The sequence below is a fragment of the Streptomyces sp. NPDC045026 genome (genome assembly GCF_056432625.1).
In genome coordinates, this window is sequence record NZ_JBWKIS010000003.1 from 21,714 (window position 1) to 34,369 (window position 12,656).

Annotated in this window: 10 protein-coding genes; 4 read left to right on the forward strand and 6 right to left on the reverse strand. The window is 70.8% G+C overall.

What is annotated here, in order from left to right:
• The first annotated feature begins 262 nt into the window (after positions 1 to 262).
• The gene (locus AC07EJ_RS07515) at positions 263 to 1,423 is read left to right on the forward strand and encodes an RNA-guided endonuclease InsQ/TnpB family protein (RefSeq protein ID WP_478883938.1); all 1,161 of its coding nucleotides are present in this window, start codon (positions 263 to 265) and stop codon (positions 1,421 to 1,423) included.
• 61 nt (positions 1,424 to 1,484) lie between these two features.
• Here the strand turns inward: AC07EJ_RS07515 and AC07EJ_RS07520 are convergent, their stop codons facing one another.
• From AC07EJ_RS07520 to AC07EJ_RS07535, 4 genes are all read right to left on the reverse strand, one after another.
• Entirely contained in the window at positions 1,485 to 3,656 is a 2,172-nt protein-coding gene (locus AC07EJ_RS07520; protein WP_389478402.1) for an ATP-binding SpoIIE family protein phosphatase, read from the reverse strand.
• Between the two features lie 49 nt (positions 3,657 to 3,705).
• Positions 3,706 to 4,446, reverse strand: coding sequence for a class I SAM-dependent DNA methyltransferase (locus AC07EJ_RS07525; RefSeq protein ID WP_389478403.1), 741 nt, complete (start codon positions 4,444 to 4,446; stop codon positions 3,706 to 3,708).
• A 93-nt stretch (positions 4,447 to 4,539) separates the two neighbouring features.
• Entirely contained in the window at positions 4,540 to 5,232 is a 693-nt protein-coding gene (gene fomD / locus AC07EJ_RS07530; protein ID WP_389478404.1) for a cytidylyl-2-hydroxypropylphosphonate hydrolase, read from the reverse strand.
• 73 nt (positions 5,233 to 5,305) lie between these two features.
• Positions 5,306 to 6,724 (reverse strand): class II fumarate hydratase, encoded by a 1,419-nt coding sequence (locus tag AC07EJ_RS07535; protein ID WP_389478405.1) that lies wholly within the window; start codon positions 6,722 to 6,724, stop codon positions 5,306 to 5,308.
• Between the two features lie 104 nt (positions 6,725 to 6,828).
• Between AC07EJ_RS07535 and AC07EJ_RS07540 the strand changes: the two genes are divergently transcribed.
• A complete protein-coding gene (locus AC07EJ_RS07540) occupies positions 6,829 to 8,352 on the forward strand; it encodes a ricin-type beta-trefoil lectin domain protein (protein WP_478883939.1) in 1,524 nt (507 codons plus the stop codon).
• A 74-nt stretch (positions 8,353 to 8,426) separates the two neighbouring features.
• On the opposite strand, the gene AC07EJ_RS07545 is transcribed toward AC07EJ_RS07540, so the two are convergent.
• Positions 8,427 to 10,097 (reverse strand): fumarate hydratase, encoded by a 1,671-nt coding sequence (locus tag AC07EJ_RS07545; protein WP_478883940.1) that lies wholly within the window; start codon positions 10,095 to 10,097, stop codon positions 8,427 to 8,429.
• 166 nt (positions 10,098 to 10,263) lie between these two features.
• On the opposite strand from AC07EJ_RS07545, the gene AC07EJ_RS07550 reads away from it, so the two are divergent.
• Both AC07EJ_RS07550 and AC07EJ_RS07555 read left to right on the forward strand, forming a co-directional pair.
• Entirely contained in the window at positions 10,264 to 10,932 is a 669-nt protein-coding gene (locus tag AC07EJ_RS07550) for a DUF1707 SHOCT-like domain-containing protein (RefSeq protein WP_389478409.1), read from the forward strand.
• Positions 10,933 to 11,103: 171 nt separating this feature from the next.
• Positions 11,104 to 11,481, forward strand: coding sequence for a WhiB family transcriptional regulator (locus AC07EJ_RS07555; protein WP_383886754.1), 378 nt, complete (start codon positions 11,104 to 11,106; stop codon positions 11,479 to 11,481).
• An 83-nt stretch (positions 11,482 to 11,564) separates the two neighbouring features.
• Here AC07EJ_RS07555 and glpX read toward each other — a convergent pair whose 3' ends face one another.
• Positions 11,565 to 12,599, reverse strand: coding sequence for a class II fructose-bisphosphatase (gene glpX / locus AC07EJ_RS07560; protein WP_100596554.1), 1,035 nt, complete (start codon positions 12,597 to 12,599; stop codon positions 11,565 to 11,567).
• Positions 12,600 to 12,656: the final 57 nt, after the last annotated feature.

A 12,656-nucleotide genomic window follows, 5' to 3' on the forward strand; every position in this document is an offset into this window, starting at 1 on the left:
GACACCCCCGACCACTCTACCCCCACCCCCCCCCGCGGTTTCCCGGGCCCCCTGTCACGCCCGCGTGGGGCCCCGGACCGTTACGGTGCGGGCCCCACTCGCATATCCGGATTCAGCGGATTCTTGCGAGGAGCCCCGGGCGTTCACGCCCGGGAGGTATTGCATCCACGGGGTGTGACGCGGAGCGTCGCCGTGTTGTGCCGCAGGCCATAACGGCCGCGGAGCGGCCCGGGGCGTTCCGGCGGAGCCGGGGTACGGCGGAGTGCGCGGGCAGGGCCGGGGCGGGTTTCGCCAGGCGTCGGCACTTGAGGCGACCCTGCATGCTTGCAACGAGGCCGCCACGTGGGCCGCGTCCGTCGCGTTCGAGAAGGAGGCGCGACGTCCGCTGGAGCTGCGCAAGCACACCTATGCCGAGATCCGGGTCAGGTGGGGGCTTGGCGCGCAGGCCGCCCAGCACGCCATCAAGAAGACCTGCGACGCCTACACCACCTTGAAGGCGAATCTGAGGGCGGGACGGTACGGGCGGCCCGGTTCCAGGCGTCATGCCCGGGCTTCGGGAAGGCCGGTGGTTTTCCGGTCCCAGGTTGCGCAGCCTTACGACGACCGGATGCTGTCCTGGCAGCACCAGGCACGCACGGTATCGATCTGGACCACAGCCGGACGGCTGAAGAACGTGGCGTTCACCGGGCAGGCCGGGCAACTGGAGGTCCTGGCCGCGCACCGCCAGGGTAAGTCCGACCTGGTGTTCCAGGGCGGGACATGGTTCCTGATCGCGACCTGCGAGATCGCCGAAGCCGCCCCGAACTCTCATCCGGTCGGGTTCCTCGGCGTCGACCTGGGGATCGTGAACATCGCGGCCACCTCCGACGGAGCACGCCACTGCGGCAGACGGATCAACCGCAAGCGGGAACAGGACCGCAACTTGCGGTCCAAGCTGCAGAAGAAGCACACCAAGTCCGCCAAGCGGCGGGCGAAGAGGTACGCGGGCAAGGAAGCCCGGCGGAACAAGGACATCAACCACAAGATCAGCAAGCGGATCGTGGCGGAGGCTGAACGCACCGGTCGCGGGATCGCCCTGGAGACACTCACGGGCATCCGCGAGCGGGCACGGCTGAGAAAGCCCCAACGCGTCAAAATCCACTCCTGGCCGTTCGCGCAACTCGGCTCGTTCATCGTCTACAAGGCGAAGCGGGCCAGGGTGCCGGTCGTCTACGTCGATCCGGCGTACACCAGCCAGGAATGCTCCCAGTGTCATCACACCGCACGCGGGAACCGGCCTGCCCAGGCCGTCTTCTCGTGCCGGGTCTGCGGCTTCGTTGAGCACGCGGACCACAACGCGTCCCACAACATCCGCCAACGCGGCTGGATGGTGTGGGTCTGCGGGGCTCAGTCAACGGCCCCTGAACTCACCCTCATCGCGTGAGTCCTGGACGCAGCCGAACCCATCACAGCCAGTGATGACTCGAGCAGCAAGCCCGGTCGTTTCACGACCGGGTGTTTGACGCAGTGCCGTTCCCGTGAGCCACCTCGAACCACACGACCTTGCCCGTGCTCAGCCGCGTCGCACCCCAGCGCCGCGCCAGCCTGTTGACCAGGTACAGGCCGCGCCCGCCCTCGTCGGTGGCGCGAGCCTGACGCAGTCGCGGCAGCTGCGGCACGTCGTCGCCGACCTCGCAGCGCAGCACGTCGGTCCGCAGCAGGCGCAGCGTGACGGGCCGGGACGCGTACCGCACGGCGTTCGTCACGACCTCGCTGACAAGGAGCTCCACCGAGTCGGTCAGCTCCTCCAGGCCCCACCGGGCGAGCGCGCTGCGCGCCAGGCGGCGGGCCCGGCCCGGCGCCGCGTCCTCGGGCTCGAGCAGCCAGTACGCGACGTCGCTCGGCGCGATCCCGTCGAACCGGGCCGCGAGCAGCGCGATGTCGTCGTCCCGGTCGCCCGGACCGAGCATGTCGAGGACCTCGTCGCACAGCGCTTCGAGCGGCGGCGGGTGATCGGGACCTGTCAGCTGGGCGGTCGCGGCGAGCCGCTCCCGCAGCTGCTCTATTCCGGTCCACACGTCCCGCAGCCGCGACTCGACCAGACCGTCCGTGTACAGGAGGAGCGTCGCGCCCGCCGGGGCGTCCAGCTCGACTGCCTCGAAGTCGACCCCGCCGACACCGATCGGCGCGCCCGGCGGGACGCGCAGCACCTCGGCGCGGCCGCCCAGATGCAGCAGGACCGGCGGCGGGTGGCCCGCGTTGGCGATGGTGATGCGGTGAGAGACCGGGTCGTAGACGGCGTACAGGCAGGTCGCCATGCGGTCGCTGCCGAGGCGCTGGGCCTGCTCGTCCAGGTGGTGCAGGACCTCCTGCGGCGGCAGGTCGAGGCCGGCGAGGGTCTGCGCGGTCGTGCGCAGCTGGCCCATGATCGCGGCGGACGTCATGGAGTGGCCCATGACGTCACCCACGACGAGGGCGACGCGGCTGCCCGGCAGCGGGATCGCGTCGTACCAGTCGCCGCCCACGCGCGCGGTCTCCGCGGCCGGCAGATACCGGGACGCGAGGCGCACGCCCGTGGGACGCGGCAGCGTCTCGGGCAGCATCGTGCGCTGGAGCTCGTCGGCGATGTACGCCTCGCGGCCGTACAGGACGGCCTTGTCGATGCCGAGCGCGCTGTGCGTGGCGAGCTGCCCCGCGACCAGCAGGTCGTCGTTCTCGAACGCGTGGCGCTCGGGGCGGCGCAGGAACACGGCCGCGCCGATGACCCGGCGGCGTCCGCGCAGCGGCGCGAGGATCGCCCGCTGCCCGGTGGGCAGGGCGAGGTCCGGGTCGTCGCCGAGCAGCTCCGGCAGCGCGGCCAGGGCGGCCGGCGAGTCCGCGAACACGGGCCGTACGCCTCTGAGCACCTCGGCGAGCGCGCCGCCGGTCCGCACCTCGCACAGCTCGGCGGTGACGGGGTCGCCCTGGGCGGCGCCGGCCGCCATCGTCAGGAGACCGCCGCCGTCGGTGTCCGGGTCCTCGGCGCCCTCCTCGATGAGGCGCAGCCGGTCCGTCCTGCGCAGCCGCAGCACGACGGGCCCGGTGGGCCGCTCGTCGCCGACCGGCAGCGGGTCCCGCAGATAGACCAGGATCACGTCGGAGAACGTGGGTACGGAGGCGCGGCACAGGCCCATGACGATCTCGTCGAGGTCTATCCCGCGGGCGATCCGCCGGGTCGCGGCCCCGACGAAGCGCAGCCGGTCCCCGTCCCGCCGCATCGCGACGGGCGTCCCCGCCGGGCGCGGCTGTCCGCTGCGCCGGTCGGGCACGGGCCTGGGCCGGTGGGGATCGTCCGGCCCGGCGTCCGACAGAGCGTGCTCGGGCGCGCTCCCGGCGGCCCCGGAGGCGGAACCGGGCTTGCGCCGTCCGGGCACGCCACCGGTGCCGCTCTCACGGCGCGGGGGGTCCGGTACGGGTGCGGCTCCGGAGTGTTCGGGCTCGGCGCCCCGCTGCGCGGAGGCGCCCGAAGCGGGCCCCCGGCGTGCGGCATCGGCGTCGTCGGCAGACGCGTTCACTCCGGGGCGCCCCTGTGCGGGGAACGCGTCGGAGGCGCGCCTCAGGGCCCCGCGGGGGTCCGCGGGGGCGGCGGGGCGGGCGGCCGGCCGGCGGCCCTCGTGGGAGGTGGGGTGCTCCGTCACGCGTTTCGAATCCGTCCGTCCTGGGCTGCGCGCCGTACGACGTGCCGCTTCACTTTCCGGCGCGCCGGCAGTTGAAGAACAGCTGGTGTTCGGGTGGTACATCGGTGCTCGCCGGAGCGTACGCGTACGTGTGCTCGCCGGTGATCTCCAGTCCCGCGTCGTGTACGACCTGGCGCAGCTCGTCCCGCAGAAAGCCCGATACCCGGATTGTGTGCCCCAGGAACGGAATCTCGGCGTCGTCCAGATCGGCCTCGACCATCGACAGGGCGAGCAGCCCGCCGGGCCGGAGCATCGAGCGCAGCAGCCGCAGCGCCGCGGGGATCTCGGCGCGCGGCAGCATCAGCAGCGTGAAGAAGCAGGTGATGGCGTCGAATTCGCCCAACTCGCCGTGCTCCTGGCCCGGTTCGGGTCTCAGTGACGCGAGGTCCAGCTGGTGGAACTCGGCCTCGGGGACGTTCTTGCGGGCGAGCTCCAGCATGCCGGCCGACAGGTCCACGCCGACCACGGAGTGTCCCGCGTCCGCCAGTTGCCGGCTCGTCGGAACTCCCGTGCCGCAGCCCACGTCGAGTATGCGCGAGCCGGGTGCGAGGCTCGCGAGCAGCGCGTCTCCCGCGGCCAACTGGCCTTCCTTGTGCGGGAAGGCGTCGTCGTAGCGGGCGCCGATCGCGTCGAAGGCCTCGGCCTGGCCCGTACGGTCCGGCGCCGGGGTCCGGCGGCCGCTCGCGTACGTCTCGTATTCCTCGCTGCCGTGACTCACGGTCCCGCCGCCCCTCGATGACCTCGTTGACATCGTGTCAGACCTGCTGCAAGCACGAAGAGTTGTACCTGTGTGCACTTGCGGAGGACGATCCTACGTTTGAACCACGGGGGCGCATCAAGGGTCTCATGAGGACACATGCGCGGGCGTACGGTCCCAGTCACCTGGAAGGGCGGGAACCGGCCACGACGGATCGGGCCGCCAGTGCTGCCAGCCGTCGGGGAACGGGTGCCCCCAGCCCTCGATCACCTCGACCGCGGCGCGCCCCGCTCTCCGTACGGATTCGGCCTGCGCCGCGCTCATCAGGCCCGCGAGCTGTGCCTGCGCGAACTCGTCCTCGTCGAGCCAGCGCCAGGTGCGGTCCGCGTAGACCGACAGGTCGAGGAAGTGGTCCTCGGAGTCCACGCCGCCGGCCCACCGCACCCGCGGCTGCTCCAGGTTCACGTACCAGTTCCTGAACTGCCAGCCCGGCTCCCAGAACAGCCACACCGACCAGGGCTCTCCCGGGCGGGCCAGCTTCAGGACGCCGGTGCCGAACCACCGGTCGCGCAGGACGGTGCGCGGCTTGGTGTACCGGGTGGCCAGCGGCTCTTCGTGCACCGGTGTGCCGTCGGCCAGGACCGGTCTCACGCACTCGGTGCCTGGTGCCAGCCACACGGCGAGCAGCTCCGTGCTGTCCTCGACGACGGTGACAGGACGGCAGATGTGGAAGCCGTCCCCGCCGTTCGCCTTGTAGCGCCACAGAATCCGGCTGCCAGGCGCCCAGCGCCCCACGCTGCCGTCGGTCTCACCCGCCAGAATGCTCGTCCGGTCCGTCATGGACAGATATTAGGTGCCCCCGGCACGTGACGCTGCGGCACGCGTCACGAATTCGGTCAGTCGCCGGATGCTGTTACGGGCGCGTCATCCGCAGGACATCGAGCGCCTCGTCCAACTGCTCGACCGTGAGGTCGCCGCGCTCCACGTAGCCGCCCTCCAGGACGACCTCGCGGATCGTCTTCCTCTCGGCCAGCGACTTCTTGGCCACCTTCGCGGCCTCCTCGTAGCCGATGTACTTGTTCAGCGGTGTCACCACGGACGGTGAGGACTCGGCGTACTCGCGGGCGCGTTCACGGTTCGCGGTGATGCCGTCCACGGTCCGGTCGGCGAGCAGACGGGCGACGTTCGTGAGGAGCCTGATCGACTCCAGGACGTTCTTGGCGATGACCGGCAGCATGACGTTGAGCTCGAAGTTTCCGGCGGCACCCGCGGCGGCGACCGTCGCGTCGTTCCCCGTGACCTGGGCGGCGACCATGAGGACCGCCTCGGGAATGACCGGATTCACCTTGCCCGGCATGATCGACGAGCCCGGCTGGAGGTCCGGCAGGCTGATCTCGGCCAGTCCGGTGCGGGGTCCCGACGCCATCCAGCGCAGATCGTTGGCGATCTTCGTCAGGCCGACGGCGATGGTCCGCAGCTGCCCGCTCGTCTCCACGACGCCGTCGCGCGCGCCCTGCGCCTCGAAGTGGTTGCGCGCCTCGGTCAGCGGCAGTCCCGTGGTCCGTGCCACCTCCGCGATGACGGCGGCCGAGAACCCGGGCGGCGTGTTGATCCCCGTGCCCACCGCCGTTCCCCCGAGCGGCAGTTCGGCCAGGCGCGGCAGCGAGGCCTGAAGGCGTTCGATGCCGTACGCGACCTGCGCCGCGTATCCGCCGAACTCCTGCCCGAGGGTCACCGGCGTCGCGTCCATGAGGTGCGTTCGCCCCGACTTCACGACGTCGGCGAACTCCTCCGCCTTGCGCTCCAGGGCCGCCCGCAGATGGCCGAGCGCCGGGATCAGCTCATGGGTCACGGCGGCGGTGGCCGCGATGTGGATCGACGAGGGGAAGACGTCGTTCGACGACTGGGAAGCGTTCACATGGTCGTTCGGGTGGACGTCGCGGCCGAGGCGCTCCGTCGCGAGGGTCGCGAGCACCTCGTTGGTGTTCATGTTGGACGACGTGCCGGAGCCGGTCTGGAAGACGTCCACGGGGAACTGGTCGTCCCAGCGCCCGTCGGCGACCTCGCCCGCCGACTCGGCGATGGCCTGCGCGATGTCCTTGTCCACGACGCCGAGCTCGGCGTTCACATGGGCCGCGGCCGCCTTGATGCGCGCGAGCGCCTCGATGTGGGCGCGCTCCAGGCGCTGGCCCGAGATGGGGAAGTTCTCCACGGCCCGCTGCGTCTGGGCCCGCCATTTGGCGTCCGCGGGCACCCGCACCTCGCCCATGGAGTCGTGCTCGATCCGGTACCGGCCGCTGTCGCCGCCGTCGTCATCCATTGCCGTCGTCATCGTCATCCCTCCGTAAAACATGAGCACTTGTCTTGTTCTGGCTATTCCCAAGTCCCTTACCCGCCAGTAAATACCTCGGGTAACACCCAAACCGGGGAGGCGTCATGAACGTCCTGCACCGCACCAGACCCAGCATCAGATGTGCCGTCGCCGTTGTCGCGGCGACGGCCGCCGCACTCGTCGGCCTGACCGCGCCGACCGCGTCCGCGGCACCCGCCGCGGCGGCCACCACCCCGCTCCCGCCCGACCTGGAGCAGATCCGAGCCGCCGAGGCCACCAAGCTCTACGGAGACCCGGCCGAGCGGCCCCTCGCCGACCGCAAGACCGCCCTCATCTCGCTCGGGGACAGCGAGATCTCGGGGGAGGGCACCGGCACGTACGAGCCCGGCACGAACGGCCCGGACAACTGGTGCCACCGCTCGCCCGACTCCGCCATCCACCGCACCGGGATCCCGGCCGACGTGACGTACAACGTCTCCTGCTCGGGCGCGTACACCGGCAACATCCGCGTCGGCGGCAGCAAGCAGTACGCCGACGAGCTGGTGCAGAGCGACTCTCTCGCCGTCAAGGCGCGCAACACGAAGATCAAGATGATCGTGCTCGTCGCGGGCGCCAACGACGACCTCCAGTTCGGCCCCGTCATGACCGACTGCGTGACCCGCTATCTCACCCTCCAGGGAACGTGCGAGCCCAAGTACGCGCCCGGCTGGCAGGCCAGGGTCGACGGGCTCGTGCCGAAGGTCGAGGCGACCGTCGCCGACCTGAAGACCGTGATGCGCGGAGCGGGCTATGCCGACAGCGACTACAAGCTCGTCGTCATGGGCTATCCCAGCCCCATCGGCCCCGACATCCACGACAACCCCAACTTCCCCGGCAAGCTGCCCGGCGGCTGCCTCGGCTACGACTCCGACGCCGCCTGGGGCCGCAACGCGGCCGTCCCCGCCTTCGAACGCGGCATGCGCAAGGCCGCCCAGGAGTCCGGCGCGGTCTACCTCGACAACTCCCGCCTCTTCCAGGGCCACGAGGTCTGCATGGAGGACACCTGGGCCCGCGGCCTCTACGTGGACATCTCCAACCCGTTCCCGCCCGACTCCAACTCCGTGCGCCAGTCCTTCCACCCGAACGTGCGCGGCCACGGCGCCTTCGCCTCCTGCCTCACCCAGCTCTACAACTCCGGCTACCAGGAAGCAGGTTGCGCCGATCCGGCCAGCACCGGCACCCCCAAGCTCTACAAGGGCGGCTGGGACGACGGGTACCGGCCACTGAAGAACGCGGGCACCGGCACGTGCGCCGACGCCAAGGGAGCGAGCAGCGCGAACAACACGGCGGTCATCGGCTGGGACTGCTCGGGAGCCCGTAACCAGGGCTGGTGGTACGACTCGGACCGCAAGTCCGTGCACACCGAACTCACCCAGGACCGCTGCCTGGACGTCCCCGACAGCGCCTACAAGGCGGGCACGGCCCTCGTCCTGTGGAACTGCCACGGCGGCACCAACCAGCAGTTCGTCCGCCAGGGCGACACACTGCGCCCGGCCGCGTCGACGGGCCTGTGCCTGACGCTCGCCTCGGCGAAGGACAACGTACGGCTCCAGAACTGCGACGGCTCGGCGGGCCAGCGGTTCGCCTGACCCTCCGGCAGACAGCAGAAGGGCCGCCCGTCGCCGTGAAGTCGGCGGGCGGCCCTTCTGCCGTGGGTGAGGTGTTACACGAGGCCGGGGCCGCGCACCGGGATGCTCGTGAACGTCGGGGACGGGGCCGGCTCCTTGAAGAAGTCGTTGCCCTTGTCGTCCACGACGACGAACGCCGGGAAGTCCTCGACCTCGATCTTCCAGACCGCCTCCATGCCGAGCTCCTCGTACTCGACGACCTCGACCTTCTTGATGCAGTCCTGCGCGAGGCGGGCGGCCGGGCCGCCGATCGAGCCGAGGTAGAAGCCGCCGTGCGCGTCGCACGCGTCGGTGACCTGCTGCGAGCGGTTGCCCTTGGCCAGCATGACCTTGGAGCCGCCCGCCGCCTGGAACTGCTCCACGTAACTGTCCATGCGCCCGGCCGTCGTCGGGCCGAAGGAACCGGACGCGTAACCCTCCGGGGTCTTCGCCGGGCCCGCGTAGTACACCGGGTGGTTCTTCAGGTACTGCGGCATCTCCTCGCCCGCGTCCAGGCGCTCCTTGATCTTGGCGTGCGCGATGTCGCGCGCCACGACCAGGGGACCGGTCAGGGAGAGGCGGGTCTTGACGGGGTACTTGGTGAGCTCGGCGAGGATGTCGTCCATCGGCTGGTTCAGGTCGATCTTGACGACGTCGCCGTCCGACTCGAGGTGCTCGTCGGTCGTCTCCGGCAGGAAGCGCGCCGGGTCGGTCTCCAGCTGCTCCAGGAAGACGCCCTCGGCGGTGATCTTCGCGACGGCCTGGCGGTCGGCCGAGCAGGACACGGCGATGGCGACCGGGCAGGACGCGCCGTGCCGCGGCAGGCGCACCACGCGCACGTCGTGGCAGAAGTACTTGCCGCCGAACTGCGCGCCGATGCCGATCTTCTGCGTCAGCTCGAAGACCTTCTCCTCCAGCTCCTTGTCACGGAAGCCGTGGCCGAGCTCGGAGCCCTCGGCGGGGATCTCGTCCAGGTAGTGCGCGGAGGCGTACTTCGCGGTCTTCAGCGCGTACTCGGCGGACGTGCCGCCGACGACGATCGCCAGGTGGTACGGCGGGCAGGCCGCCGTGCCGAGCGAGCGGATCTTCTCCTCCAGGAACTTCATCATCGAGCCCTCGTTGAGGACCGCCTTCGTCTCCTGGTAGAGGAAGGACTTGTTGGCCGAGCCGCCGCCCTTGGCCATGATCAGGAACTTGTAGGCGCCGCCGTCGGTCGCGTACAGCTCGATCTGGGCCGGCAGGTTCGAGCCGGTGTTCTTCTCGTCCCACATGTTCAGCGGGGCCATCTGCGAGTAGCGCAGGTTCAGGTTCTTGTACGCGTCGTAGATGCCGCGGGAGAGGGCCGCCTCGTCGCCGCCCTCGGTGAGCACGTTCTGCCCGCGCTTGCCCATGACGATCGCGGTGCCGGTGTCCTGGCACATCGGGAGCACGCCGGCCGCCGCGATGTTCGCGTTCTTCAGCAGGTCGAGCGCGACGAACTTGTCGTTGCCCGACGCCTCCGGGTCGTCGATGATGCGGCGCAGCTGGGCCAGGTGGGCCGGGCGCAGGTAGTGCTGGATGTCGTGGATGGCCTCCTCGGCGAGCTTGCGCAGCGCCTCGGACTCGACCTTCAGGAACGTACGGCCGTCCGGCCCCTCGGCGGTGGAGACACCCTCCGTGGTCACCAGTCGGTATGGGGTGGTGTCCTCGCCCTGGGGGAGCAGATCGGTGTACGCGAACTCAGGCATCTCGCCCATTCCTCTTTCGGCCGGTAGCAGCTGGCATCCATTGGCAGCGCCAACCAGCGTAGAACCTGACGGCACGGCCGAGCCTGTGAGGTAAGGCTCAGTTGCGCACCGCCCTGTACCGCACGCCCCCTAGTCGCGATCTATCGCGTTTGGGTACTGTGGCCGGGTGGACCTTGAGAAGCGCCCCGAGCAGCCCGCGCCGCAGACCGACCTGCGCGCCTCCGACGCCGACCGCGACCGCACCGCGGACATCCTGCGCGAGGCCCTCGCGGAGGGCCGGCTCACCGCGGAGGAGCACGCCGAGCGGATCGACGGGGTGTACCGCGCCAAGACCCACGCCGAGCTGGAGCCGCTCGTCAGGGACCTGCCCGGAGCCCACGCGCAGCACCGGCCCGCGTCCTCCTCGCCGGCCCCGAACCGCCCCGCCACGGGCGCGGTCCCGGCGGTCGCCGACGAGAACCTGGTCGCCGTCTTCAGCACCTCGTCCCGCAAGGGCCGCTGGCGCGTGGGCCGCAGGACCCACGCGTACGCCGTGTTCGGCAACATCGAGATCGACCTCAGCGAGGCGATCTTCGAGTACCAGCAGGTCGTGATCAAGGCGGTCTCCGTCTTCGGGAACGTGGAGGTCCGCGTCCCGGAGAACATCTCGCTGCGCGGCAGCGGCGGCGGCGTCCTCGGCAACTTCGAGGTGGACACCCTCGACTCGGCCGACCCGGACGCGCCAGTCGTCTACGTCGACGGCATCGCGGTCCTCGGCAACATCGAGGCCAAGCCCAAGCGCGGCAAGCGCCTGCGCGATCTGCACGACCGCATGCGCAAGCACCTGGACGACTGACTCTCCGCGGCGGCGGAGGCGCGGCGGACGCATGGCAGACGCATGGCGGAGGCGCGGCGTCCGGTGGCCGGGGAACTCCCGTCCTTCGGAACTCAGTGCATAGGCGCGCACACAGCGGGTAGAGGTTGCTGCATCGTCGCTCGCTCGCGAAGCCGTCGTCAGGAGTAGACCGTGCCGCATCCGCCGCATCAGTCCCTGCAGGTCGCCGCCGTCCCCCCGCAGCGGGGGCCAGTGCGAGATCGGGACCAGGACGCCCCGTGGCACACGGAGGCCGTGTGCAGGCGCGACGAAGCCGGCCTCTTCTTCGCCCCTTCCAAGGAGCCGACCGCGGCCCGCCTGTCCCGCGAAGAGGCGGCCAAGCGCGTCTGCGCCCGCTGCCCCGTGATGGTCGAGTGCCGCGAGCACGCGCTCCTTCAGCCCGAGCCCTACGGGGTGTGGGGCGGCCTCACCGCCGCGGAGCGCCGCGTCGCCCTCGCCCGCAGGCGCCGGCGCGAGGTCGAGCTCCAGAAGGCGGCGAGCTCGGTCGACCAGATCCGCGCGGCCGGTTAGCCGCACTCCCGATACGCGAATGGGGCGCCCCTCCGCACAAAGGGGCGCCCCGAACGCGTAGGGGAAAGGAGCTGCTCCGCGACCTACTTGGCGCGGTCGAAGTCGATCGCGCTGTACGCGCGCAGCTTCGACAGCCGGTGCTGCGAGTCGATCTGACGGATCGTGCCCGACTTGGAACGCATCACCAGCGAGGACGTCGTGGCGCTCTCGGCGCGGTAGCGGACGCCGCGCAGCAGCTCGCCGTCCGTGATGCCGGTGGCGACGAAGAACACGTTCTCGCCGGAGACCAGGTCGTTCGTCGACAGGACGCGGTCCAGGTCGTGGCCCGCGTCGATCGCCCGCTGGCGCTCCGCGTCGTCCTTGGGCCACAGCTTGCCCTGGATGACACCGCCCAGGCACTTGATGGCGCACGCCGAGATGATGCCCTCGGGGGTGCCGCCGATGCCCAGGAGCAGGTCGATGCCGCTGTCCTCGCGCACGGCGAGCACGGAGCCCGCGACGTCGCCGTCGGAGATCAGCTTGATCCGGGCGCCGGCCTCGCGGACCTCCTTGATGATGCCCTCGTGGCGCGGCCGGTCCAGGATGACGACCGTGACGTCCTCGGGAGCGGCCCGCTTGGCCTTGGCGATACGGCGGATGTTCACCGCCACCGGGGCGTTGATGTCCACGTAGTCGGCGGCCTCGGGGCCCGCGACCAGCTTGTCCATGTAGAAGACGGCGGACGGGTCGAACATGGTGCCGCGGTCGGCGGCGGCCAGGACCGCGATGGCGTTCGGCATGCCCTTGGCGCAGAGGGTGGTGCCGTCGATCGGGTCCACGGCGATGTCGACCTCGGCGCTCGTCCCGTCGCCGACGCGCTCCCCGTTGTAGAGCATCGGGGCTTCGTCCTTCTCACCCTCACCGATGACGACGACGCCGTTCATCGAGACGGTGGAGACGAGGGTCCGCATGGCGCGCACGGCGGCGCCGTCCGCCCCGTTCTTGTCGCCGCGGCCGACCCAGCGGCCGGCGGCCATGGCCGCGGCCTCGGTGACCCGGACGAGTTCCAGGGCGAGGTTCCGGTCGGGAGCCTCTGCGGGGACTTCGAGTTCGGACGGCAACTGGTGATGCTCGGTCATCGAGACGCACCTTTCTGATACGACGACGGCCGGATGAGGGTGATGGCCCCGACTCTA